At 72.7% G+C, this 23,310-nt stretch carries 24 protein-coding genes, 1 tRNA gene and 2 pseudogenes; 15 read left to right on the forward strand and 12 right to left on the reverse strand.

What is annotated here, in order from left to right:
- Positions 1–129: 129 nt before the first annotated feature.
- Positions 130–882 (forward strand): helix-turn-helix transcriptional regulator, encoded by a 753-nt coding sequence (locus tag ACQXVK_RS07500; RefSeq protein WP_430853432.1) that lies wholly within the window; start codon positions 130–132, stop codon positions 880–882.
- A gap of 69 nt (positions 883–951) precedes the next feature.
- Here the strand turns inward: ACQXVK_RS07500 and ACQXVK_RS07505 are convergent.
- A pseudogene (locus tag ACQXVK_RS07505) lies at positions 952–1,950 on the reverse strand (acyltransferase family protein); the annotation flags it as partial.
- Positions 1,951–2,059: 109 nt separating this feature from the next.
- On the opposite strand from ACQXVK_RS07505, the gene ACQXVK_RS07510 reads away from it, so the two are divergent.
- From ACQXVK_RS07510 to ACQXVK_RS07530, 5 genes and pseudogenes are all read left to right on the forward strand, one after another.
- On the forward strand, positions 2,060–2,725 hold the full coding sequence (locus ACQXVK_RS07510; protein WP_031261092.1) for a response regulator transcription factor: 666 nt from the start codon (positions 2,060–2,062) through the stop codon (positions 2,723–2,725).
- Positions 2,725–3,840 (forward strand): sensor histidine kinase, encoded by a 1,116-nt coding sequence (locus tag ACQXVK_RS07515; RefSeq protein WP_430853433.1) that lies wholly within the window; start codon positions 2,725–2,727, stop codon positions 3,838–3,840. The genes ACQXVK_RS07510 and ACQXVK_RS07515 overlap by 1 nt, the downstream gene beginning before the upstream one ends.
- 77 nt (positions 3,841–3,917) lie before the next feature.
- Positions 3,918–4,280: an ArsR/SmtB family transcription factor gene (locus ACQXVK_RS07520; RefSeq protein ID WP_402262766.1), complete on the forward strand. Its 363-nt coding sequence runs from the start codon at positions 3,918–3,920 to the stop codon at positions 4,278–4,280.
- 167 nt (positions 4,281–4,447) lie between these two features.
- Positions 4,448–5,230 (forward strand): annotated as a pseudogene (locus ACQXVK_RS07525) (cation diffusion facilitator family transporter); the annotation flags it as partial.
- Positions 5,231–5,335: 105 nt separating this feature from the next.
- Positions 5,336–5,623 (forward strand): antibiotic biosynthesis monooxygenase family protein, encoded by a 288-nt coding sequence (locus tag ACQXVK_RS07530; protein WP_416394149.1) that lies wholly within the window; start codon positions 5,336–5,338, stop codon positions 5,621–5,623.
- A gap of 246 nt (positions 5,624–5,869) precedes the next feature.
- On the opposite strand, the gene ACQXVK_RS07535 is transcribed toward ACQXVK_RS07530, so the two are convergent.
- On the reverse strand, positions 5,870–6,388 hold the full coding sequence (locus tag ACQXVK_RS07535; RefSeq protein ID WP_430853174.1) for a VanZ family protein: 519 nt from the start codon (positions 6,386–6,388) through the stop codon (positions 5,870–5,872).
- A 209-nt stretch (positions 6,389–6,597) separates the two neighbouring features.
- Between ACQXVK_RS07535 and ACQXVK_RS07540 the strand changes: the two genes are divergently transcribed.
- Positions 6,598–7,104 carry a DUF4396 domain-containing protein gene (locus tag ACQXVK_RS07540; protein WP_430853175.1) on the forward strand — a complete coding sequence of 169 codons (507 nt, stop codon included), beginning with the start codon at positions 6,598–6,600 and terminating at the stop codon, positions 7,102–7,104.
- 258 nt (positions 7,105–7,362) lie between these two features.
- Here the strand turns inward: ACQXVK_RS07540 and ACQXVK_RS07545 are convergent, their stop codons facing one another.
- The 3 genes from ACQXVK_RS07545 to ACQXVK_RS07555 form a co-directional block, all read right to left on the reverse strand.
- Positions 7,363–8,499 carry an MFS transporter gene (locus tag ACQXVK_RS07545; protein WP_430853176.1) on the reverse strand — a complete coding sequence of 379 codons (1,137 nt, stop codon included), beginning with the start codon at positions 8,497–8,499 and terminating at the stop codon, positions 7,363–7,365.
- 90 nt (positions 8,500–8,589) lie between these two features.
- Entirely contained in the window at positions 8,590–9,414 is an 825-nt protein-coding gene (locus ACQXVK_RS07550) for an ornithine carbamoyltransferase (RefSeq protein WP_430853177.1), read from the reverse strand.
- 48 nt (positions 9,415–9,462) lie between these two features.
- Positions 9,463–10,143 carry an HAD family hydrolase gene (locus tag ACQXVK_RS07555; RefSeq protein ID WP_430853178.1) on the reverse strand — a complete coding sequence of 227 codons (681 nt, stop codon included), beginning with the start codon at positions 10,141–10,143 and terminating at the stop codon, positions 9,463–9,465.
- Between the two features lie 44 nt (positions 10,144–10,187).
- Between ACQXVK_RS07555 and ACQXVK_RS07560 the strand changes: the two genes are divergently transcribed.
- Positions 10,188–10,817, forward strand: coding sequence for a class I SAM-dependent DNA methyltransferase (locus tag ACQXVK_RS07560; RefSeq protein WP_430853179.1), 630 nt, complete (start codon positions 10,188–10,190; stop codon positions 10,815–10,817).
- A gap of 9 nt (positions 10,818–10,826) precedes the next feature.
- Here ACQXVK_RS07560 and ACQXVK_RS07565 read toward each other — a convergent pair whose 3' ends face one another.
- From ACQXVK_RS07565 to ACQXVK_RS07580, 4 genes are all read right to left on the reverse strand, one after another.
- The gene (locus tag ACQXVK_RS07565; protein WP_430853180.1) at positions 10,827–11,069 is read right to left on the reverse strand and encodes a hypothetical protein; all 243 of its coding nucleotides are present in this window, start codon (positions 11,067–11,069) and stop codon (positions 10,827–10,829) included.
- 128 nt (positions 11,070–11,197) lie between these two features.
- The gene (locus ACQXVK_RS07570; protein ID WP_430853181.1) at positions 11,198–11,911 is read right to left on the reverse strand and encodes an ANTAR domain-containing protein; all 714 of its coding nucleotides are present in this window, start codon (positions 11,909–11,911) and stop codon (positions 11,198–11,200) included.
- Positions 11,912–11,923: 12 nt separating this feature from the next.
- On the reverse strand, positions 11,924–12,622 hold the full coding sequence (locus ACQXVK_RS07575) for a GAF and ANTAR domain-containing protein (RefSeq protein WP_022905793.1): 699 nt from the start codon (positions 12,620–12,622) through the stop codon (positions 11,924–11,926).
- Positions 12,623–12,811: 189 nt separating this feature from the next.
- A complete protein-coding gene (locus ACQXVK_RS07580; RefSeq protein ID WP_022905794.1) occupies positions 12,812–13,021 on the reverse strand; it encodes a hypothetical protein in 210 nt (69 codons plus the stop codon).
- 42 nt (positions 13,022–13,063) lie between these two features.
- Between ACQXVK_RS07580 and ACQXVK_RS07585 the strand changes: the two genes are divergently transcribed.
- Positions 13,064–13,135 (forward strand) — tRNA-Gly (locus ACQXVK_RS07585).
- A 287-nt stretch (positions 13,136–13,422) separates the two neighbouring features.
- Here the strand turns inward: ACQXVK_RS07585 and ACQXVK_RS07590 are convergent.
- From ACQXVK_RS07590 to ACQXVK_RS07600, 3 genes are read right to left on the reverse strand one after another with little or no spacing between them, the layout of a single operon-like run.
- Complete coding sequence (locus ACQXVK_RS07590; protein WP_430853182.1) at positions 13,423–13,677, reverse strand: DUF6510 family protein; 255 nt, start codon at positions 13,675–13,677, stop codon at positions 13,423–13,425.
- Complete coding sequence (locus ACQXVK_RS07595) at positions 13,674–14,459, reverse strand: FAD-binding oxidoreductase (RefSeq protein WP_430853183.1); 786 nt, start codon at positions 14,457–14,459, stop codon at positions 13,674–13,676. Before ACQXVK_RS07595 ends, ACQXVK_RS07590 begins: the two co-directional genes overlap by 4 nt.
- Positions 14,456–15,049: a molybdopterin-dependent oxidoreductase gene (locus ACQXVK_RS07600; protein ID WP_430853184.1), complete on the reverse strand. Its 594-nt coding sequence runs from the start codon at positions 15,047–15,049 to the stop codon at positions 14,456–14,458. The genes ACQXVK_RS07595 and ACQXVK_RS07600 overlap by 4 nt, the downstream gene beginning before the upstream one ends.
- Before the next feature lie 256 nt (positions 15,050–15,305).
- Here ACQXVK_RS07600 and ACQXVK_RS07605 point away from each other — a divergent pair, with 256 nt between their 5' ends.
- The 6 genes from ACQXVK_RS07605 to ACQXVK_RS07630 are packed head-to-tail and all read left to right on the forward strand — an operon-like array spanning position 15,306 to position 23,310.
- Complete coding sequence (locus ACQXVK_RS07605) at positions 15,306–16,907, forward strand: ABC transporter substrate-binding protein (protein ID WP_430853185.1); 1,602 nt, start codon at positions 15,306–15,308, stop codon at positions 16,905–16,907.
- Positions 16,904–17,953: an ABC transporter permease gene (locus ACQXVK_RS07610; protein WP_402262818.1), complete on the forward strand. Its 1,050-nt coding sequence runs from the start codon at positions 16,904–16,906 to the stop codon at positions 17,951–17,953. Before ACQXVK_RS07605 ends, ACQXVK_RS07610 begins: the two co-directional genes overlap by 4 nt.
- Positions 17,950–18,828, forward strand: coding sequence for an ABC transporter permease (locus tag ACQXVK_RS07615; protein WP_430853186.1), 879 nt, complete (start codon positions 17,950–17,952; stop codon positions 18,826–18,828). Before ACQXVK_RS07610 ends, ACQXVK_RS07615 begins: the two co-directional genes overlap by 4 nt.
- Positions 18,825–20,624 (forward strand): dipeptide ABC transporter ATP-binding protein, encoded by a 1,800-nt coding sequence (locus ACQXVK_RS07620; protein ID WP_430853187.1) that lies wholly within the window; start codon positions 18,825–18,827, stop codon positions 20,622–20,624. Before ACQXVK_RS07615 ends, ACQXVK_RS07620 begins: the two co-directional genes overlap by 4 nt.
- Positions 20,621–22,660, forward strand: a complete 2,040-nt coding sequence (locus ACQXVK_RS07625; RefSeq protein WP_430853188.1) for a CocE/NonD family hydrolase — start codon at positions 20,621–20,623, stop codon at positions 22,658–22,660. The genes ACQXVK_RS07620 and ACQXVK_RS07625 overlap by 4 nt, the downstream gene beginning before the upstream one ends.
- Complete coding sequence (locus ACQXVK_RS07630) at positions 22,657–23,310, forward strand: TetR/AcrR family transcriptional regulator (protein WP_416394135.1); 654 nt, start codon at positions 22,657–22,659, stop codon at positions 23,308–23,310. The genes ACQXVK_RS07625 and ACQXVK_RS07630 overlap by 4 nt, the downstream gene beginning before the upstream one ends.

Genomic DNA, 23,310 nt, shown 5'->3' on the forward strand with positions numbered 1-23,310 from the left:
GGCACTGGTGGACTCGTTCGGATCAATCCGGGACAGGTGGTCGGTGTGGGGCAGATGCAGCAGCTGGCGTTCGGGACGACCGTCGTGCCGGGCATCGAGGTCGTCGGGATCCGCTCCCTGCGGCGTCGCATGCGCTTCGGCGCCGACGGACGGCAGCACCGGGTCGACTTCCACGTCCTCACGGTCGTCGCCGAGGGCGCCGGCCGGCGAGAGGTCGACTTCGAGGACTTCCCGCTCGATCGTGACCGGGTGCTGTGGGTGCGACCTGGGCAGGTGCAGCGGTTCGAGGACGGCGACCTCGACGGACTCCACCTGCTCGTCGCCGACGAGTTCCTGGCGAGCCTGCCGGCCGCCGACGCGATCGGCGTGCGCCAGCCGGTGTCCGTCGCGGACCCGGAAGCCGCCGCCGCGATCCGTGCGGTCGCCGGCGAGCTCGCGCGCGAGCACGACCGCGAGGTCCCGTCCCGGATGGTGCTGCAGCTGCTGCTCCGTGCGGTCCTCGTCCTGCTCGAGCGCGGCGCGGCAGCGGCCGCCGACGACGGGGTGGAGGACCCGGTCGCGGCCCGGTTCCGCAGGGAGGTGGAACGGCGGTTCACCGAGCTGCACACCGTCGCCGAGTACGCGCAGGTCCTCGGGCACAGCATCCGGACGATCTCCCGCGCCGTGGCCCAGGCGAACGGCACGAGTCCGAAGCAGCTGATCGACCGGCGGATCGCGCTCGAGGCGCAGCGCCTGCTCGGGTACACCGACCTCCCGGTCGCGCGGATCGCGGAGCGTCTCGGGTTCACCGAAGCGACGAACTTCAGCCGGTTCTTCCAGCGGACGACCGGGATCAGCGCGACGCGGTTCCGGACGGACCGTCGGCCGCCCGTACGGCGCTGACCGGCGCTGGTGTCTCCCGAGGAGCACTGCCCGGGCGGGGAGCTCCACTCCGTGGTGGAGCCCTGCGGCGAGCGCCGTCGCGACCACGAGGGCGAGCAGCGCGTGCAGCACCGCCGCGCGGCCGCTGGGGTCGGCGGGGAGGACGGTCGGGAGCCACTGCAACACGAGCAGGTGCACGAGGTAGAAGGCGAACGAGAGCTCCCCGAACCAGCGCATCGGCGCGCTGGCGAGCGGACTCCGGCGGCCCGACAGGTCGATGCGGGCCAGCGCCGTCACGAGCAGCCCGTACCCGACGACCGTGAAGCCGCTGAGGTGCCACGGGCTCGAGGGTTCGGCGGTCGTAGCCGCGTACCCGACGGCCGCGAGCGGGACCGCCAGCGCGAGCGGTGCGCCACGCCACGCTCCGGTCCGCATCAGTCGTGCGACCGCGACGCCGAGGAGGAACTCCGGGAACCGTGCGATCGGCGAGTGCCCCGCGTCGACCGGGATCGGGAGCACGGCCTGGACCGCGTGCAGGCCGAGCAACGGCTCAGCGAAGGTGGCCACGACCGCCGCGACCGCGACGACCGCCAGCGCCGTCGTCGACACGCGCCGGAGGACCAGGGTGAGCAGCGGGAAGGTGGCGTAGAACGCGGCTTCGCAGACCAGGGACCAGCTCACCGGGTTCCCGGCCTGCCACCAGTCGGGCCGCCACGCGCTGATGAGCAGGGCGTTCGCGACGACCGAGCCCCGCGACGGACTCACGATCTCCGGGACGGCGGGGGCCACCACGGCGACCGCGAGGGCGAGCGCGGTGAGGTGCAGTGGGGCGATCCGAGCGATGCGCGCCCACCAGAACCGTTGTGGGCTCGTCTCGTCGCGGTGGGACCAGGCCAGCACGAACCCGGACAGGACGAAGAAGAGCGACACCCCGGTGTCGCCACCGCCGACGACGCGGGAGAGGAGCTCCTCGGACCGGCCGGAGAAGAAGCCGACGTTCCGCAGGTGGTAGGCCCAGACGGCGAGGGCTGCGCACCACCGCAACCCGGTCAGGGAGGGCAGCGCGCGCGGTGTGAGGGTGACGGACATGCCGCGAGTCCACCGGAGCCGGTGTTGCGAGCGCGTCCGTCCGACCCCTTACGTTCGCCTTACCCCGGCGCCCGTATCCTGCTCCGACACGACGAAGGGTTCTGACATGGTGCGCGTGTTGGTGGTCGAGGACGAGCCGTTCCTCGGGGACGCCGTGCAGACCGGACTGCAGCTGGTCGGGCTCAGCGTCGACCTGGTCCGTGACGGTGCCGCGGCGCTGGAGGCCGTCGACGTGCACGCGTACGACGTCGTCGTGCTCGATCGTGACCTGCCCCTCGTGCACGGTGACGACGTGTGCCGCGCGCTGGTCGCGATGCCGGAGCCGCCGCGCGTCCTCATGCTCACCGCGGCGACCACGGTCGGGGACCGGGTGTCCGGGCTCGCCGTCGGCGCGGACGACTACCTCGGGAAACCGTTCGACCTGGCGGAACTCACCGCCCGCGTCACGGCGCTGCACCGCCGACCCTCCGCGGTCGTCCCGCCGACCCTGCACCGCGCCGGCCTCACGCTGGACCCGTTCCACCGCGAGGTCTTCCGCGACGGCCGTGTCCTGCACCTGTCCCGCAAGGAGTTCGCCGTCCTCGAGGTCCTCATGCGCGCGGGCGGCGGCGTGGTCAGCGCCGAGCGACTGCTCGAGAAGGCCTGGGACGAGCACGCCGATCCGTTCACCAACGCCGTGCGGGTGACCGTGTCGACACTCCGCAAGAAGGTCGGAGCCGACCGGATCGAGACGGTCCCAGGGGTCGGGTACCGGATCGCTCGGGTCACGTCGTGATGCGGGAGCGGCTGCGGCGACCGAGCGGGATCCGGTTCCGGATGACGCTGCTCGGCACCGCGGCGGTCCTGGTGGGCGGGATCGCGGTGCTCCTCGTCGTCGTCTGGATCCTCACGATCATTCCCGGGTTCACGATCACCGCGGGGCCGTTCCCCTACGGCACGACGCACGACGTCTTCACGGTGCACGGGCGGCAGGACGTCCTCACGCTGTTCTGGTTCTGCTCCGTCGTCGTCCTCGTGCCGTTGACCGTCCTGGGTGGCGTCGTGAGCTGGCTCATCGCCCGGCGCACGGTGCGGCCGCTCCACGACGTGATCGCCACCGCCGACGGACTCGACGTCGACGACCTGCGGGCGCGGGTCCCCGTCGCGGCCGCGCAGGACGAGACCCGAGCCGTGGCGATCGCGCTCAACGCGCTCCTCGACCGGCTCGAAGCCGGCGTCGCAGCACGGAGCCGCTTCGCCGCGAACGCCTCCCACGAGCTCCGGAACCCACTCGCCACCGTCCGTGCGATCGCGCAGCTCGCCCAGCGCCAGACCGACGACCCGGTCATCCAGCGGGCGCTCTCCCGGATCGTCGCGACCAACGACCGGATGAACGAGACGACGGCGGCCCTGCTGACCCTGGCGCGCGCCGACCGTCCGGCCGACCCGGAGCGGTTCACGGTGCACGCACTGGTCGACGACGCCGTCGAGGGCCTGCAGGTGCCGATGCGGGCTCGCCGTGTCGCCTTGTTGAACGTCGTCGACCCGGCGCTCGAGGTCGACGGCGGCCGGGTGCTCTTCGGGCAGCTCGTGCGCAACCTCGTCGACAACGCCGTCCGGTACGCGACGCCCGGGTCGACGGTGCGGGTGTCGGGGACGCCGGACGCCGCGGGCCCGCTCCTCGCGGTGGAGAACGAGGGCGATGCGATCGACGATGCCGACGTCGCGCTGCTGGCGGAGCCGTTCCGCCGACGGGTCACCCGGGTGCGCACCGATGCCGAGGGCGCCGGTCTGGGACTCGCGATCGTCACGACGATCGCCCGCGTGCACGGCGCCGAGCTGGTGCTGGCCGCCCGTCCCGCTGGTGGCCTGCTCGCCCAGGTGCGGTCCACCTCGACCGGGTCGCCCTGATCGGGCCGTCCGGCGGGTCACCGAGCGGGGTCGGCCCGGTCGGTGACGACGGCCGTGGCCTTGTGTAGTATCTGCGTGTGCACGTAGACAAGCAGCCCTGCGGACTCAGCCCGGAGTCCGAGTACGTCGAACTCGCGGTCGAGGTGTTCGCGATGCTCGCGGACGCCACCCGGGTGAAGATCATCCTCGCGCTGCGGAACGCCGAGGAGATGAGCGTCAACCACATCGCCGATGTCGTCGACAAGAGCCCGGCCGGGGTGTCCCAGCACCTGGCGAAGCTCCGCCTGGCACGGATGGTGTCGACCCGTCGCGAGGGCACCACGGTGTTCTACCGGTTGACGGACGAGCACGCGTCGGAGCTGGTGATCGACGCGGTGAAGCAGGCGGAGCACGTCGTCGGCCAGGCGCCGCACCACCATCGGGGGCAGGAGTCCACGTGACGGCACACACCCACACGCACAGCGATCACCACGACCACGGCGACCACGGCCATCAGCACGATCACGGTGCGCACGGGCACTCGCATCCGCACGGTGGTGTGCAGGGGTTCCTGTACGACCTGTTCGTGCCGCACACGCACGACGCAGCGGACTCGATCGACGACGCGATGGAGGCCAGCACCGCCGGCGTCCGCGCGCTGAAGACCAGCCTGTTCATCCTGTTGGGCACCACGGTCCTGCAGGCGGTGATCGTCGCGTTCACGGGGTCCATCGCGCTGCTCGCGGACACCGTCCACAACTTCGCGGACGCCCTGACCGCCGTGCCGCTGTGGATCGCGTTCATCCTCGGTCGTCGCGTGGCAAACCGCCGCTACACGTACGGGTACGGCCGGGCGGAGGACCTCGCGGGCATGTTCATCGTGTTCGTCGTCGCGCTGTCGGCCGTCGTCGCCGGGTGGCAGGCCATCGACCGGTTCATCACCCCTCGACCGATCGAGAACCCCTGGCTGCTCGTCGCCGCCGGCCTGATCGGCTTCTCCGGGAACGAGGCGGTCGCGATCTACCGCATCCGCGTCGGCCAGCGGATCGGCTCCGCCGCACTGGTCGCGGACGGCGTGCACGCTCGCCTCGACGGGTTCACGTCCCTGTCGGTCGTCCTCGGTGCCGTCGGCGTGATGCTCGGCTTCCCGATCGCGGACCCGATCATCGGGCTGCTCATCTCGGTGTCGATCATGGTCCTGCTGTGGGGGACCGTTCGGTCCGTCGGCGCCCGGCTCATGGACGCGATCGACCCGACTCTCGTCACCCGCGCCGAGCAGGCGCTCGAGCACACGAGCGGGGTCGAGGTGGTGCGCGATCTCCGGCTCCGGTGGGTCGGGCACCGGCTGACCGGTTCCGCCACCGTCGAGGTCGCCGCCGCCTCGCTGCACGACGCCGAGCACATCGCCGAGCACGCCGCGGAGCACGTGCACGAGGCGATGGGCAACGTCGATGCCTTCACCGTCACCCCGTCGTCCACCCGCACGAGCACTGACCACCATCGAGAGGAACCCGCCATGTCCGTCGTGAAGATCAACGCCATCACCGTCCCCGAGGGCAGGGGCGCCGACCTCGAAGCCCGCTTCGTCGGACGGGCCCACGACGTCGAGCAGCAGCCCGGCTTCGAGCGCTTCGAGCTCCTCCGGCCCACCGCCGGTGGCACGCGGTACTTCGTCGTCTCGACCTGGACGGACGAGGACTCCTACCAGGCGTGGCGCACCGGTCAGGCGGGCGCGCACCACGGCGGGAGCAGCCCCGTCGCGACCGGTGCCGAGCTCCTCGAGTTCGAGACCGTCATCCTCTGATCCGAGCTCGGTGCACGGGTGACGGTCGATCCTCGCGTGCGCAGTGCTCCTCGGTGTCCCGCTCGAGAGCCTGCTCGGGTGGGGGTGGACCGATCCCGTCGTCGACAGTGGCGCGTCGCCACGGATCGTCTCGCGTGCGGCGTCGAGCACGTGCGCACCGGGCACCTTCCGGCGTTCGCCAGACCCGGCCCCGTGGTCCGGGCACAGCTTCGATGCACCCTGCTCGCGGTCGCGCGAGCGAGGCGGTCAGGGGACCGACTGCCGCGGCGACTGCTCGGGTCCGCGCGGTGCCCGGCGATCGATCGCGATGATGCCGAGTGCGACCAGCCCGGCGAGCACTGCCCCGACGGTGTTCATGAACCAGTCGTTGGTGTCGCACGCTCTCCCGAGGGACGGGACGAGCGCCTGCAGCAGTTCGACGGCAGCGGAGAACCCCGACGCCGCGGCCACCGCCCAGACCGGACGAGTGGTGCGCAGCCCGGCGAAGAGCGTCACGGGGAACAGGAGTGCCACGTTCGCGAGCGTGTCGATCCCTCGGAACGGGACCGAGAACTGCACAGTGCAGAAGGTTCCGTTCCCGCCGGTGCCGTCGGGCGTCATCGTGAGTGCCACCGCTCCGACGACGCTGACGACGGTGAGCGTGGTGAGCAGCCACCGTGTTCCGCGGCGGTACACGAACCAGCCGAGGGCCGCGAACGCGATCAGAGCCACCCAGAAGAGGACACGCACGGCGGCCGCGTGGTTGACGAGGAAGGTCGTGATCACGGAGTGATCCTCGCACCTCCGCGCGATGTCGAGCGCCGTACGCATCCCACGCGGTCCGATCCGTTCGTGGGTCGCGGCCGGACAGGACGGTCCGATGTGTGGATCGTGTCCGGATCGGGAACACCGAGGGCACGCTTGCGTTGCACCACATGGTACCCCCGGGGGGTGTACGAGGGTCGTCGGCGCCAGCCACGTCAGATCGGAGCAGCATGGACACGCACGAGCACCACCGGACGAGCGAGCACGAGCGGGCCGGCCACGGCAGGGCATCCCGACCCGGTTCGACCACCTGGGCGATGGCGGCACAGGCGACGCTGCACTGCCTCACCGGCTGCGCGATCGGCGAGGTCCTCGGCATGGTCATCGGCACCGCCGCCGGCTTCAACAACGCGGGCACGATCGTCCTGTCGATCGCCCTCGCCTTCGTCTTCGGCTACGCCCTCACGATGCGCGGCGTCATCCGGTCCGGCTTGACCCTGGCGGCCGCGTTCACGGTCGCGCTCGCTGCGGACACCGTCTCCATCGCCGTCATGGAGGTCATCGACAACACCGTCGTCGTCGCGATCCCGGGCGCCATGGACGCACAGCTCGACCAGTGGCTCTTCTGGGGTGCACTGGCACTCTCCCTCGCGCTCGCCTTCGTCGTGACGACGCCGGTCAACCGCTGGATGATGAGCCGCGGGCACGGCCACGCCGTCGTCCACGCCCACCACTGAGCAGCCGGCGCCCACGCTGACGGTCGTGGGTCGGCCGTCGGACCGGACCTACGGAGGACGGGAGGCGCGGTGCCAGCTGGCACCGTGCCTCCCGTCCGACGGCCGCTCGCGCCACACGCGATGACCGTCCGCCGGCCCCGCGGAGCGGGATCCGCTACCGGGCGCCGGCCGTCCGCAGGGGCGAGCACGCCGCGACGAGGACGGCGGCGACGAAGACGACGGTCACCGCGGCCAGGGCGACGCCGTCTCCGGCGACGGTCATGACGGCACCGCCGCCGATCGCTCCGACGGCCGCGAGGTCCGGTTCGCACTCCGCACCGTGCCGTTCGTGCGACCGAGGAGCGCATCCGGCGTGACGCTCTGGCGGAGGCTCATCTCGTTCGCGTTCTCGCACCCCGCGGCCGCGCCGTGCACCACGAAGGCGACGAACAGGACCGCGACGGTCGCCGGGCCCGTCGTCGCAGCCACGGCCGCGAGGGTGACCGCGGCCCAGGCCACCGGGTAGGCGGCTCGTGCGGCGATGATCGTCCGTACGGCACCGAAGCGGGTCCCGAGCCAGGGCGCCGCGGTGGCGCCGAGGAGCGTCGCGACGCCGCCGACGGCGATGATGCCGCCGTACACGGCCGCGGGCAGGGCCAGGGTGCGCAGCGCGAAGGTCGCGAAGACGGTGAGCGCGGCGGCGTTGGCGAGGAACCAGAGGTGTGTGGAGAGCGCCAGCGGGGCGAGCGTCGCGTGGCCGTAGGTCCAGCGCAGGCCGTCGGCGATGTCACTCCGCAGCTTCGAACCCGGCCGCCTGACCGCGATCTCCTCGACGACCCGGATCCGGGCGACGAGGACGGCGTCGACGAGGTAGCTGATCGCGTCGAGGGCGATCGCGACCGGTGCGGTCACGATGCTGACGAGTACGCCGCCGAGCGCCGGACCCACCGTCTGGGCCGCTGCGTCGCTCTGGTCCACGCGCGCGTTCGCCGCCGTGAGGAGCGGGCGCGGCACGATCCGGGGGAGCAGTGACTGGGTGGCGGCGAACCCCGCGACGGACGCGACACCGAAGAGGAACAGCACCGCAGCCGTCACCCAGAGGTCGAGGAGCCCCGCCCACCAGAGGAGCGGGATCGTCCCGAGGCAGACGCCGCGGAGGATGCTCGCCCAGACGAGCAGCGGCTTCCGCGGGACACGGTCGACGGACGCGCCGATGAGCAGGCCGAAGAGCGCGTAGGGGACGAACTGGGCAGCGTTCACCAGGCCGACCTCGACGGGCGTGGCGTCGAGGACCGTCACCACGAGAACCGGGATCGCGACCGCGCTGACGGCCGATCCGAACGCCGACACGGTCGCGGCGGTCCAGTAGGGGCGGAACCCAGGGACGCGGCGCAGCGTGGTAACGTCGTCGCCCATGCGCCAACGCTCGCAGACCGCTGTCGCGCGGGCAACCGGGCGCGCTCGGTGGACGGGGCCCGGAGGCGCGGGTGACGCCCGTCGGTCGGGTCAGCCGAGTCCGGTGCAGTGCGCCATGACGGCCTGCTGCACCGGGAGCAGGGACGCCTTGAAGGCGTGCCCGACGAACGCCGGGTACGCCACCGCGTCGTCGCTGACCTCGCGACCGCGGACGAACGGCGGGCACGGTGCGAGGCGGACGCCGGCCGGCGCGGTGTCGAGGAGGGCCGCCGTGATCCGGAAGGCTTCGAGTGCCTCGGCATGCCGCCCGGGGCCGTCCGTGAGCACGACGTCCGCCGTCCGGATCGCGGTCGCGAGGTCGTCGGTCCACACCGCTCCGGGGGTCGCGAGGCCGTCCGGACAGCACTGCACGAGGTCGAGCCGCAGCACGCGTGCGGCCTCCTGCCAGGCCCTGGAGATGTTCCCGTCCGCTCCCACGAACAGGAAGCGCAGGGTGCCGAGGTCCGCGCCCGAGCTCCGGAGCGCGTACAGGTCCGACAGGACCTCGCACGGGTGGTTCTCGTCGGTCATGGCGTTCACCACGGGGAGCACGCCGGCGTCGGCCAGGCCCTCGACCACGGCGAGGTCGTGGTGGCGGACGACGAGGACGTCCGCCCACGAGGCCAGGTAGCCGGCGACGTCGGCCAGGGCCTCGGGCTTGTCGAGCGTCGTGTCCGGGAAGACGATCGGCTGGAGGCCCATCGCCGCGGCACCCCGCTCGAAGGTCACCCGGGTGCGCAGGCTCGTCGCGGGGAAGAACATCACGGCCGAACCGTCGGTCGTCGGTCCCCGGCCGTCGCGGTAGGCGTCCGCGAGGGCGAAGACCTCGGCGACGTCGTCCACCGTCCAGTCGTCGAGCCGGGTGAGGGAGCGCATCCCACCAGCGTAGGGAACGGTCGGGTCGGAGCGGGTCGGTGCTGCCGTTCAGGCCTCGCCGAGTGCCGTCAGCACCCGGGCGCGGAGACCACTCGGATCACCGGTCCGTCGGTCGACGAGGACCGCGCGCATCCCCACCGACCGGGCCCCGGCGACGTCCCGCACGGGGTCGTCGCCGACGAAGAGGCACGCCGTCGCGGGAACGCCCAGTTCGTCGGCGAGCACGTGGAAGGCGCGCGCGTCGGGCTTCTGGACACCGATGCGCTCCGAGGTGCACACCACGTCGAAGGCGGTGTCGAGACCCGTCACCCGCAGCTTCTCGGACTGCTGGGCGGTGGTGCCGTTCGTCAGGAGGCCGAGACGGTGCCCCCGGGAGCGGAGCTCCCCGAGGAGCGGCAGGACGTCCGGGAAGGCCCGCCAGGCGGCTCGGTAGGCGCCGAGGTACTGCTCGAACACGATGTCGACCCCACGGTCGTCCCGGGGCAGCGCGATCCCGAGCGGGGGCAGGACGGTCCGGAGCCGTTCGCGCCGCTGCTCCTGGAAGCCGATCTCGCCGGAGCGCCAGCGCTCGAACTGCGTGTCCTCCGCGTCCGACCACGCGTCGAGGACGGACGGGGTGACGGTGACGCCGAGTCCGGCGAGGAACGCGGCGGCACCGGCCCGCGCGGCGCCACGATGGTCGAAGAGGGTGTCGTCGAGGTCGAAGCCGACCGCTCGGGGCGCGCGCACGTGGCAAGGGTACGGCGGCTCCGGCCGACCGTACGATGGCCGGGATGGACAGGACGGACGACGTGACGGCGGCCTACGGGCGTCGCGCTGCGGAGTACGCGGAGCTCCTCGGCTCGATGGCGTCCGTGCACCCGTCCGACGAAGCGCTCGTGCGGGCGTGGGCCGCGACCGTCGACGGCCCCGTGCTCGACGCCGGGTGCGGGCCCGGGCACTGGAGTGCGCACCTCGCCGCCCTCGGCCACGACGTGCGCGGGATCGATCGGACCCCGGCGTTCGTCGACCACGCGCGGCAGGCGCACCCGGGCGTCGCGTTCGCGGTCGCGGACGTCGACGCGCTCCCCGACGAGCCGGAGCGCCTCGGTGGGGTCCTCGCGTGGTACTCGCTGATCCACCACGACCCGGATGCGCTCGGGCGTCCCCTGGCGGAGTTCGCGCGGGTGCTGCGACCGGGCGGGCAGCTGCTCGTCGGGTTCTTCGCCGGCGAGCGCGTGGAGCCGTTCGACCACGCCGTCACCACCGCGTACCGCTGGTCGGTCGGCCACCTGGTCGGCGAGCTCACCGCCGCCGGCTTCGAGGTCGTCGCCACGTCGACACGGGATGCCGACGCGCGGACGCCCAGGCCGCACGGAACGGTCTCGGCGCGACGCCGAGGCGGTCCGTCCGTGCCGCGCTGACCCGGTCGGTCAGAGCGCGCCGGGAGGCCCGGACTGCCAGCGGACCCAGGCCTCGAGCTGCGCCTTCGCGCTCTCGAGGCTCGTGTGCGAACCCCCGAGACCACCGAACTGGGCCCGCACCTCGTAGGACGACCCCAACAGGACCGTGCCGATCACCTCGGAGCCCCATCGCGCCTCCCAGGTCTGGGCGTCCATGACGACCCAGCGCAGGTCGTCGGATCCGGAGTGCTCGGAACTGGAGAGGGAGGTCATGGTGCTTCCGGTCGCTGGACGATGGGATCGTTCCGGCGGCCGTGGACTCGGGTCACCTCGTGGGACGCTAGTCCTCGGCGGCTGAGCGGTGGACCGTGCACCCGCCGCCACCCGCTCGGGTCCGGCGCTCAGGGGAGGACGAGTCGCCGTTCCACGACCGCGCGGGCGACGTCCGCGAGCAGCAGCTGGTGGGATCGGGCGTACGCGCGGAGCATCGCGAACGCGTCGTCCATCTCCACCTGGTGGGTGTGCGCGACGAAGCCCTTCGCCTGTTCGATGACGACCCGGCTGTCGAGCGCGCGCTGGAGCTGCTGCTGCGCCAGGGTGGCGTGCTCGAGGGTCCGCTGCTGCAGGATGCTGATGGTGGCCACGTCGGTGAGCGCCTGGGCGGCGAGCGCGTCGTCCCGGTTGAGGGCGCCCTCGGCTTCGCGGAAGAGGTTCAGCGACCCGAGCGTGGTCTCGCGGAGGCGCATCGGGATCGAGTGCACCGAGGCGTACCCCGACTCGGCCGAGGCGCGTGCGAAGGTCGGCCATCGACGCTGCATCTCGGCGGGGTCGCGGCCGGAGACGGTCTTGCCGGTGGCGAAGCACTCCACGCAGGGCCCCTCGCCGGAGTCGAGCTGGAGCAGGCCGAGGAAGCTGGACCGTTCGCTCGTGGACGCGAGCACCTCGAGCTCCTGCTCCTGGTTCACGAGCAGGATGCCGGCCGCGGAGGCATCGAAGATCTCGACGACGCTGTCGACGAGGTTCTGCAGGAGCTCGACGACGTCGTAGTCGTCGACGAGGGTGTCGGTCAGGGCGACGAAGGTCTCGACGAGTCGGTGCTCGCGGGTCGGTGCCATGGTGCGTGCTCCCTAGGTCTCGGAACCGTACGGCCGGGCGAGGTCGAGTCGGCGTGCGATGACGTCCGCGGCGACGTCGCGGACCGGTCGTTCGGTGGCGAAGGCGTGCGCGCGGAGGACCAGCAGCGCATCCTCGACGCTCACGCCGAGTTGCGCGGCGGCCATGCCCGTGGCCTGGTGCACCTCTCGTCGCGAGTATCGTCCGTTCTCGGTCGCGGTGTGCTCATCCGCGGTCGCGGCGACGAGCGCGCTGCGGAGGACGCGGCGAGCGGCGACCTCGGTGAGTTCGACCGCGCCGCGCACCTGGGCGGCGGTCAGGGTCAGGTCGTGGCCGATCGACAGGTCGACCGCGCCCACCGGGATCGTCCCGATGCGCATCGGGAAGGAGAAGATCGCGCCGACCCCGGCGCTCAGCAGCCCGTCGAGCGCGAGGGGCCACCGTTCGACGGGCGTCACCCGCAGATCGGGTTCGAGGACCGGCCGACGGGTGTCCAACGCCTCCCAGCACGGGCCTTCGCCGAGGTCGAACTGGATCTCGTCGACGCGTTCGGCGAGGGCGTCGCTGGCGAACACCGTGGCGGTGCCGAACGGGTCCCCGAGCGTCGAGATCCCGACGGTGGTCACGGGCAGTGTGGCGAGGAAGGGCGGACACAGGTCCGAGCCGTCCGGCGCCGCCTGCATGGCGGACGCCGCGGCCGCGTAGTCGTCCATGGGCGGGCACCGCTCTCTGTCGGGTGTCCGGGCGGCGGTCGGTCGCACGGTCCACACCGGGCGCTGATCCGTTGCCCGCACCCCCGACGCTAGTGCACGCCGGGCGCCGCCGGGACGAACCGGATGCGTTCCGCAGCGCGTGTCACGTCACGCGGTCGGGCTCCGACGGTCCAGGAGGCGCGGGTCGGCTCAGCCGACCGGCCGGTAGATCGCGATGGGGGGCGCCTGGTCGTCGCCGTCGTCGTGGCTCTCGCCGGAGGACAGCCAGGTGCGCCCCTCGTGCTCGATCGTCGTCGGCAGGTCGCCGTGCACGAGGATGCGCACCGCGGGCCGGTCTCCGTCGACGAGGTCCACACCGTGGGCCTCGGTACCGCCGGGGTTGTCGTGCACGTAGCTCATGGTGCGATCGAACTCCCTCGGCCTGGTAGAGTTCTCGTGTACGCGGATGTGGCGCAGTGGTAGCGCATCACCTTGCCAAGGTGAGGGTCGCGAGTTCGAATCTCGTCATCCGCTCGGTACACGAAGGCCCCGGTCACCCGACCGGGGCCTTCGTCATGGGGACGGCAGTCGTTCCCGGTCCGGGGGCGCAGGCTTCGGGTGCCCGCGCCCCTCGGACGCGCGGGCCACCGTGCCCACTCGAGCGCCTGCGGATGGGTGGTCCGGTCGGCGCCCATCGAGTGATCCGGAACGGGGCGTCGTCCGGATGGGTCGACTTGCGCCAGCATGCGGTTTCCCGCACGGATCCCGCACGTCCGTGCGCCGACACGGCGTGGCGCTCGCGCTCCGTCCGTCGGACGCCCTCAGTCGTCGCTGGGGGTGACGCGCGCGCCCGGGATGCCGATCCAGGGCCCTCCCGGGACGTCGACGACCGTGACGAGCACGTCGTCGCAGTGCGGGCACCGCGCGACGACGCCCATCGGACTGGCGTGCACCCGCGTGACCGCGAGTGCCCCGACCGTCCGGCACCCGGAGCACCGGAGCGTGGCCACGGTCGGGTCCGGTCCGAGGAACCCGGCGAGCGCCCCGGCCAACGCGTTGCCGTCGAGCACCGTCATGCGCTCCCTCCGAACCGTTCGGCGCGGACGTCGGTCGTGTCGTGACCGAGCTCGCCGAGCCAGGTGAGCACCTGCTCGACGAAGGGCGTCGACCCGCAGACGTAGACGAGGGCGCCGGCGTCCGGCGGGAACACCGCGGCGGCGAGGGCGTCCCGGGTGAGCCGTCCGGCGGGGGTCGTCGCACCGTCCGGGGCCCGGCGGCTGTACACGACGGTGGTGTCGACCCCGGCGGCCTCGGCCCGGTCGAGCTCGGTGCGGAAGAACACGTCGTCCGGGGTGCGCACTGCGTAGAGGAGCCGGAACGGTGCCGGGTCCTCGGCCTCGGCGTGCGCGGTGGCGATCGCGGCGAGCGGGACGATCCCGGATCCGCCGGCGACGAGCTGCACCGGGCGGTCCGACACGCCCGGGCGCCAGACGAACCAGCCGCCGAGCGGACCGTGCACCTCGAGGGCGTCCCCGACCTCGACGGCGTCCACGAGGAAGGGGGAGACCTCGCCGTCCTCGACCCGGTCGACCGCGAGCACGACCGAGGTCGCCGTGCCCGACGAGGCGATCGAGTAGGAGCGTGACGCCTGGTAGCCGTCCTCGGCCGTCAGGCGCAGGTCGAGGTGCTGTCCCGGGTCGTTGCCCGGCCAGGTGGGGACGTCGAGGACGATCCGTCGGGCGTTCGGCGTCTCGGGGGAGACGGCGGCGACCGTCGCGGCGTGCCAGGCCGGCCGCCTGCGTGCCGGTGCCGACGTCGGCGGGGCGATCCGTGCCTCCAGGCCCTCGACGGCGCTCACCAGTACCGCTCTTCCTTCCACGGGTCGCCGTGCAGGTTGTAGCCCGCGTTCTCCCAGAACCCGGGCTCGTCCTCGGACTGCATGACGATGCCGCGCACCCACTTCGCGCTCTTCCAGAAGTAGAGGTGGGGGACCAGCAGGCGGGCCGGCCCGCCGTGCTCGGGGGTGAGGGGCTCGCCGTCGGCCTCGAACGCGATCCACGCCTGGCCGTCGAGCAGCTCGTCGAGCGGGACGTTCGTCGTGTAGCCGCCGAAGCTGTGCACCATGCAGAAGTCGAGCGATGTCTCGACGTCCTCGAACAGCCGGTCGAGCGGGACGCCCCGCCACGGCATGTCGAGCTTCGTCCAGTGCGTCACGCAGTGGATGTCGACGGTGACGTTTTCGACCCCGAGCGCGTGCACCTCGTCCCACGTCCAGGTGTGCAGCCCGGACTCGGTCCGGATCGAGAACGCCCAGTCGGTGGGCTCGATGTCGGGGGTGGCGCCGGCGGACAGCACGGGCCAGTCGCGCACGAGCGTCTGGCCGGGCGGGATGCGCGGGTCGTCGCGGTCGTCGCGGCGACCGCCGAAGCCTCGGGTGAAGGTCGCCATCGGTGCTCCTCGCTCGCGCGTCCGGTGACCGCGTGGTCGCCGCTGTCGTCGATCATCCCGCCTCCGACCGGCCCTCGTGTAACGGCTTGGTAAACGTTCCCGCGCCCGTGGCGGGGCCGCACGGGGCCGCTCGATCGCCCGCAGCCCGCGGATCCGGGGCCGTCCGGTGCGCCGTGCGGGTCCGACGCCGGGCTTGGCCGCAGGCGATCCGCCCTCTATCGTTCACCGGAACGATTACCAGGAGGGGTCACCCCGAATGCCACCCATCGTCCACGAACCCCGGAACGCCCGCGGCCCGAGCCGTCGCGCGGTCCTCACCGGCGCCGCCGGCCTCGCCGGTCTCGGCCTGCTGACGCTCACCGGGTGCAGCTCCGGCGCCTCGGCCGGCACCACCGACCTGCCGGAGGCGGCCGCCACCGGGACCGCCCGGCGTGGCGGTCGGCTCCGCATCGCCCGACCGGCAGCCTCGGCCGCCGAGACGCTCGACTCCGCGAGCTCGCTGTCGGCGTACGAGTACCTCGGCGCGCTCTACAACCGGCTCGTCAAGCTCGACGAACAGGGCCGGACCGTGCCCGACCTCGCCGAAGAGTGGTCGGCGAACGCCGACGGCACCGAGTGGACGTTCCGCCTCCGCCGCGGGGTCCGGTTCCACGACGGGTCGCGCTGCACCGCGGACGACGCGATCGCGAGCATCCGGCACATCCTCGACGAGAAGACCGGCAGCCCGCAGGCCGGGGTGCTCGGCGAGGTGATGGACGCGCGCTCCATGACCGCCGTGGACCCGCACACGCTGCGGTTCGCGCTCACGAAGCCGAACGCCGAGTTCCCGTCGCTCCTCAGCGCCTACCAGTGCTACATCGTGCCGGCGGACGCGATCACGGACATCGGCCGGACCGGCATCGGGACGGGGCCGTTCCGGCTGTCGTCCTTCACCCCGGCGGGCGCCGGCAGCGTCGAGGCCTTCGACGACCACTTCGCCGGTCGCCCCGCGCTCGACGGGATCGACTTCTTCTCGATCCAGGACACCACCGCCCGGGTGAACGCGCTGCTCGCCGGGCAGATCGACCTCATCTCGCAGACGAACCTCGACTTCGCGACGGCTCGGGTCGTCGCCGCCTCCGACCGCGCGACCATCGCCCGCTCGAAGAACGCGCAGTGGTACACGATCCCGATGCTCGCCACCTCCGAGGAGTTCCGCGACCCGCGGGTCCGGCAGGCGATGAAGCTCGCGTACGACCCCCGCACGATCGTGGACACCGCCCTGCAGGGCACCGGCTCGCCCGGCTGGGACAACCCGGTGCCGCCGCAGCTCGCCGCGTTCGTGGACGACCACCGCGAGTACGACCCGGACAAGGCGAAGGCGCTGCTCAAGGCCGCCGGCCGGTCGGACCTCCGCACGTCGATCTACACGTCGAGCTACGAGTCGGTGTTCACCCCGATGGCGGTCGCCTACCGCGACGCCGTCGCGGACGCCGGCATCCGCCTGACCGTGCAGAACGCCAGCTCGGACTCGTACTACACGCAGATCTGGATGCAGAAGCCGCTCATGGTGAGCTACTGGTTCACGGGCCGCCCGATCGACCAGCTCCTCAACCAGATCTTCCGGTCCGGCTCGTCGTACAACGAGAGCGCGTGGTCGAACGAGCGCTTCGACGGCCTGCTCGACGACGCCCGTGCCGAGATGGACGACGCGAAACGCCTGACCCTCTACCAGGACGCCCAGCGGCTCGTGGTCGAGGACGGTGCGGACATGACCCCGATGTTCGGCGACCGCCTGGTCGGGCTGTCCCGCGACGTCGTGAACTACTCGGAGTACGGCTTCGAGTTCGACTACCTCCGGATCGGACTGCGCCGATGACCCCCACACCCCGGCGCACCGCGCCGTCGGACGTCCTCGTCCCCGTCCTCCGCCGCCTCGGCATCGCCGTCCTGACGGTCGTGCTCGCGTCGCTGTTCGTGTTCCTCGCCGTGCAGGCGCTGCCCGGCGACGTCGCGCAGCAGCTGCTCGGCCAGAACGCCACACCGGACGCGGTCAAGCAGCTCCGGGAGTCGCTCGGGCTCGACCAGAACGTCTGGCTCCGGTACCTCGAGTGGCTCGGCGGCGCGGTGCACGGCGACTTCGGCACCTCGCTCGTGAGCGGGGAACCCGTCGCCCCGACCCTCTTCACCGCGTTCCGGAACAGCATGCTCATCGCCGTCCCCGCGATGCTCGTCGGCGTCACCCTGTCGCTCACGCTCGGGGTCGTCGCGGGGGTCCGCCGCGGCCGCGCGTCCGACCGGGTCATCTCGATCGTCAGCCTCGTCGTGATGAGCGTGCCGGAGTTCATGGTCGCCACCGTGCTCGTGCTGCTGTTCGCGATCGGGCTGCCGCTGTTCCCCGCGGTCGTGCTGCGCGGGAGCGACGCCACGGTGGCCGAGCTGCTGCCGACCATCTGGCTGCCGATCATCGTGCTCACCCTGGCGATGGCGGCCTACATCGTCCGGACCGCACGGTCCTCGACGATCGACGTGATGGCGTCCGAGTTCGTCACGACCGCCGAGCTGAAGGGCCTCACCATGCGGCGGGTGGTCTGGAAGCACGCGGTCCCGAGCGCGCTCCTGCCCACGCTCAACGTCGTGGCGCTCAACGTCGCCTGGCTCCTCGGCGGGGTGGTCGTCGTCGAGAACGTCTTCAACTACCCCGGCATGGGCAAGCTCATGCTCGAGTCCGTCTTCAACCGCGACCTGCCGACGATCGAGGCGATCGCACTCCTCAGCGCCGTCGTCTACGTCGTGTGCAACCTGGCGGCCGACCTCACGGCGCTCGCGCTCGACCCGAAGCTCCGCACCCGACAGCGTCGGACGCGCACCCGGACCCGCGCCGGGTCGCGCGGCACGCGCTCCGCCCGGAAGGCAGCAGCATGACCGCCATCGTCCCGCGCACCCGGACCGTCATCGGCGCCGCCGTCGCCCCCCTGCGCGGCTCGACCGCGCTGAGCATCGGCCTGGGCCTCATCGCGCTGCACCTCGTGCTCGCGGTCCTCGCACCGCTCATCGCCGGGCACGACCCGGTCGCGACGAACTCCGCCGACGTGCTCGCCGGTCCGACCTGGACGAACTGGCTCGGCACCGACCAGTACGGCCGCGACATCCTCTCGCGGACCCTCAACGGCGGTCGGTACGCGCTGCTCGTCACCTTCCTCGCGACGACCATCGCCGTGGCGATCGGCACCGTCCTCGGGTGCGTCACCGCGTACGCCGACAACTGGTTCGACGAGGTCGTGATGCGGGTCGTCGACGCGCTCCTCAGCGTGCCGTCGATCCTCGCGCTCCTCGTCGTCGTCACGGTCTTCGACGCCGGCCTCTGGGTCATCGTCCTCGCCGTGACCGTGGTCTACGCGCCGGCCGTCACCCGTGTGGTCCGCGGCGCGGCACGGACCGTGATCACGCAGGACTACGTCACCGCCGCGCGCGCCCGCGGGGAGCGCGCCCTGTCCATCGTGTTCCGCGAGATCCTGCCGAACGTGCTCGACGTGGTCCTCGTCGAGTACGCGATGCGCGCCTCCTGGATCGTCCTGCTCGTCGCCTCGCTGTCCTTCCTCGGCTTCGGTGCGAACCCGCCGACGCCGGACTGGGGGCTCATGGTGCAGGAGAACCGCACCGCCCTGACGGTCGTGCCGCTCGGCACGCTCGCCCCGATCGTCGCGCTCGCGACCCTCGTGATCGGGCTCAACCTCGCCGCCGACGGACTGGCGAAGTCCCTCGGTGTCGACCGTGCCACGCAGGGGGTCAGCGCATGACGCACACCGACCAGACCACCGCCCCGGACGTCGCCGCCCGGGCGACCGGAGCGGGCACGGACCCGATCGTCCGGGTCACCGACCTCGCCGTCTCGTACGCCGCCGGCCGACGCCTCGTCCCGGTCGTCCGCGGTGTGTCCTTCACGATCGCGGCCGGTCGGACCCTCGGCCTCGTCGGGGAGTCCGGCAGCGGCAAGTCCACCGTCGCCCGCACCCTCCTCGCGCACCTCCGCGCCGGGTCGCGGATCGAGCGCGGCTCGGTGCGGGTCGCCGGCGACGACGTGTTCGCCCTGTCGTCGGCCGGTCGACGGTCGCTCCGGGGCGGCACCGCCTCGGTGGTCGCGCAGAACGCCGGGCAGGCCCTCACCCCGTCGATGCGCGTCGGCGAGCAGATCCGCGAGGCCCTGCGCGCCCACGGCGAGCCCGACGGCCCCGAGCGCGTGCTCGAGCTCGTCCGGCTCGTCCGACTGCCGTCGCCGGAGACGATCGTCCGCCGGTACCCGCACCAGCTCTCCGGCGGCCAGCAGCAGCGCGTCGCGATCGCGATGGCGGTCGCCGCGCGGCCCCGGGTGCTCGTCCTCGACGAACCCACCACGGCGCTCGACGTCGTCACCCAGGCGGCCGTCCTCGACCTCGTCGCCGACCTCGGGCGCGAGCTCACCATGGCCGTCCTGCTCGTCAGCCACGACCTCGGCGTCGTGTCGGCGATGGCGGACGAGATCGCGGTGATGCGCGACGGCGAGGTCGTCGAGCACGCCGCCACGGCGGCGCTCTTCGCCGCGCCGCAGCACGAGTACACGCGCGCCCTGCTGGCCGCGGTGCCGGACGGGCGACGGCCGGGAGGGACGGACCAGGCGCCCGAGACGGCGACCGTCTCGTCGACGGCCGCCTCCAGGGCCGGCCGCACCGTTCCTCCCGAACCGCTCGTCCGCCCCGTGGTGACCGCCGAGGACCTGGTCGTCCGCTACGCGAGCGGCCTGCCCGCTGCCGTCGACGGGGTGTCCTTCACGATCGCGCCGCGCGAGACGCTCGCCGTCGTCGGCGAGTCCGGGAGCGGCAAGTCGACGCTCGCGACGGCCCTCGCGGGTCTGGTGCCCGCCGAGTCCGGCACGTTCGCGTTCGACGACGGCACCGTGTCGGGCGACCTCCGCGAGCCCGTCGCCGGACGCTCCCCGGAGCTCCGCCGTGCCGTGCAGCTCGTCTTCCAGAACGCGGACACGTCGCTCAACCCCCGGCGGACCGTCGGCGCGGCGATCGCCCGCCCGCTCAAGCTCTTCACCGGCTCCTCGTCGGCGGAGCGGGTCGGCGAACTGCTCACGCAGGTCGGGCTGGGGCCGGCGTTCGCCGACCGCCTGCCCGCGCAACTGTCCGGCGGGCAGCGCCAGCGCGTCGGCATCGCCCGGGCGCTGGCCGCCGAGCCGCGCCTGGTCATCGCCGACGAGATCACGACGGCACTCGACGTGCAGGTGCAGGCCGGGATCCTCGCGCTCCTCGCCGAGCTGCAGCGTTCGCGCGGGCTCAGCTGCCTGTTCATCAGCCACGACCTCGCCGTCGTGCGCGGCGTCGCCGACCGCGTCGCCGTGATGACCGGCGGTCGCATCGTCGAGATCGGCCCGACCGAGGCCGTCTTCGGCGGCCCGAACCACCCGTACACGGCGACGCTCCTCGCGGCGACGCTGGAACCCGGCAGCACCGTGCTGCCGGACGTCGGCGACGGCGTCCCACGCTGGCGGCACGCCGAGGGCTGGACAGACCGCGGCGACGGACACCTGACCCGGAACTGGGAGGACGCATGACCGGCTCCACCGCACTCGGGGTGGACCCCGTGCTGCCTGAAGGCGTGACCGTCCGCGACGAGTGGATCCCGATGCCCGACGGCGTCCGGCTGCACACCCGGATCTGGTCACCGTCGTCGCCCGACGGTCCGGTGCCGGTGCTGCTCGAGTACCTGCCGTACCGGCTCGACGACTGGACGGCGCCCCGCGACTCGGAACGGCACCCCTGGTACGCCCAGCACGGGTACGCCTCGGTGCGGGTGGACATCCGCGGGACCGGCTCGTCGGACGGGTTCTTCGACGACGAGTACAGCGAACAGGAGCTCCGCGACGGCGAGGCCGTGATCGCCTGGCTCGCCGAGCAGGAGTGGTCGACGGGTGCCGTCGGCATGTTCGGCGTCTCGTGGGGCGGGTTCAACGCGCTGCAGCTCGCCGCCCGTGCCCCCGAGGCCCTCAAGGCGATCGTGACGGTGTGCTCCACCGACGACCGGTACGACAACGACGTGCACTACGTCGGCGGTGCGGTGCTCGGGATCGACATGGCGGCGTGGGGCGCGACGATGTTCGCCTTCAACTCGCGACCGCCGCGGCCCGAGGTCGTCGGTTCCGGCTGGGTCGACCAGTGGCGTGACCGTCTGGATCGGAACCGGCCGATGACCCCGGTGTGGTTGTCGCACCAGGAGCGCGACGACTACTGGCGGCACGGCAGCGCTGCGGAGGACTACGACGGCATCGGCGCCGCGGTCCTCGCGGTCGGCGGTTGGGCGGACCCGTACCGCGACGCCGTGCTCCGGCTCGTGGCGAACGTGGACGCCCCGGTCAAGGGCATCGTCGGTCCGTGGTCGCACCAGTACCCCGACCGAGGGCTCGCGCCCGGGCCGTCGGTCGGCTTCCTGCAGGAGACCCTGCGGTGGTGGGACCGCTGGCTGCGGGGGATCGACACCGGCGTCGAAGCGGATCCAGCGCTCCGTGCCTGGATCAACGAGGGCGAGCCGCCCGCGACGTACTACGAGTCGCGCCGCGGCCGGTGGGTCGGCGCCGAGGCGTGGCCGTCGACCGCGACCATGGCACGCAGGGTGGGGTTGACCGCGCTCCGCGGCGGCGCAGACGGCCCGGTCGTCATGCGGTCGCCGCAGCACACCGGCGCCGACGCGGGCCGGTTCTTCCCGTTCGGGAACGCCACCGACCTGCCGCCGGACCAGCGCGCCGAGGACGGCCGCTCGGTCTGCTTCGACCTGCCGCTCGACGAACCGCTCGACGTGCTCGGCAACGTCCTCGTCCACCTCGCGGTCACGAGCGACCGACCACGGGCGACGCTGACGGTCCGGCTGTGCGACGTCGCCCCGGACGGCTCGTCGACCCTCGTCACGCGTGGTGTCCTGAACGCCGCGAAGCGCGACGGGGCGGACCGGAACGACCCGCTCGAGCCCGGGATGCCCGCGTCGCTGCCGGTCCGCCTCGTGTCGACCGGACACCGGTTCGCCGCCGGGCACCGGCTCCGGATCGCCGTGTCGACGGCGTACTGGCCGTGGGTCTGGCCGCACCCGGACGCGCCGACCCTGACGCTCGACCCCGCGGCGTCGACCCTGGAGCTGCCCGTCTGGACACGTGGCGCCGACGACGGCGTCCGGTTCGAGCAGCCCGAGCGGTCGACACCGCTCGCGATCGAACGGGTCGCGCCGACCGAGGCGCTCCCGCAACGCACGGTCACGCACGACGTCGAGACGGGGGAGTGGACCCTCGACGTCGACCCCGGGTACGGCGGCGGACGCGTGTACCCGGACGGCCTCGTCTTCAGCGAGGACGCCCGCGAGACCTACCGGATCCGGTCCGACGACCCGACGAGCGCCAGCGCGACGTCCCGTTGGTCGATCGGGTTGGAGCAGCCCGGGTGGGCCGCACGGATCGAGACCGCGTCCGAGGTCACCGCGGACGCCGACGCCTTCCACGTGCGGAACACCGTGCGCGCCTGGGCACGCGACGGAGGCCCCGACGTCCCCGAGGTCCTCGTCGCCGACCGGACCTTCGTCGACGACGTCCCGAGGACCTCGGCGTGAGCGGCGCAGGACCGGCCCGGGTCCGACAGCGCCCGGAGGTCCGCCGCGCGATGATCGTCGAGGCCGCGCGGGCCGTGATCGTCCGGAACGGTGTCGGCGCCACCGGCCTGCGCGACATCGCCGCCGAGGCGGACGTCTCGGTCGGGACCGTCACCTACCACTTCGGGAGCGTCGCGGAGATCCTCAACGAGGTCGTCGTGCTCGAGACCGAGCGCTTCTACGGGGCGATCGTCGCCGCCGTCGACGCCGAACCCGACCCCGTCGTCGGCATCCGCATGCTCGTCGAGCCGCTCTTCGGCGACACCGAGCAGGTCCGGCAGCACTGGCGGATCTGGTCGGACTACTGGACCGCGGTCGTCCGTCGTCCCGAGGTCGCCGCGGAGTACGCCGAACGCATCCGCGTCTGGGAGGCGTGCCTCGTGCGGGTCGTCCGCCGGGGCACGGACGCCCGGGTGTTCACACCGGAGGGGACGGCCGAGGTCGTCGCGCTCAAGCTCGCCGCGTACAGCGACGGGGTGGCGACGCAGATCGCGCAGGGTGTCCCCGGGCTGACGAACACCGTCGCGCTGTCGTGGATGTGGACGTTCCTCGCCCACGAACTCGGTGTGCCGGCTGAGCGTCTCGCCGGAACCGTGTCGGTGCCCTTGTGA

Source organism: Curtobacterium sp. AB451, from assembly GCF_050585845.1.
Taxonomy (GTDB): domain Bacteria; phylum Actinomycetota; class Actinomycetes; order Actinomycetales; family Microbacteriaceae; genus Curtobacterium.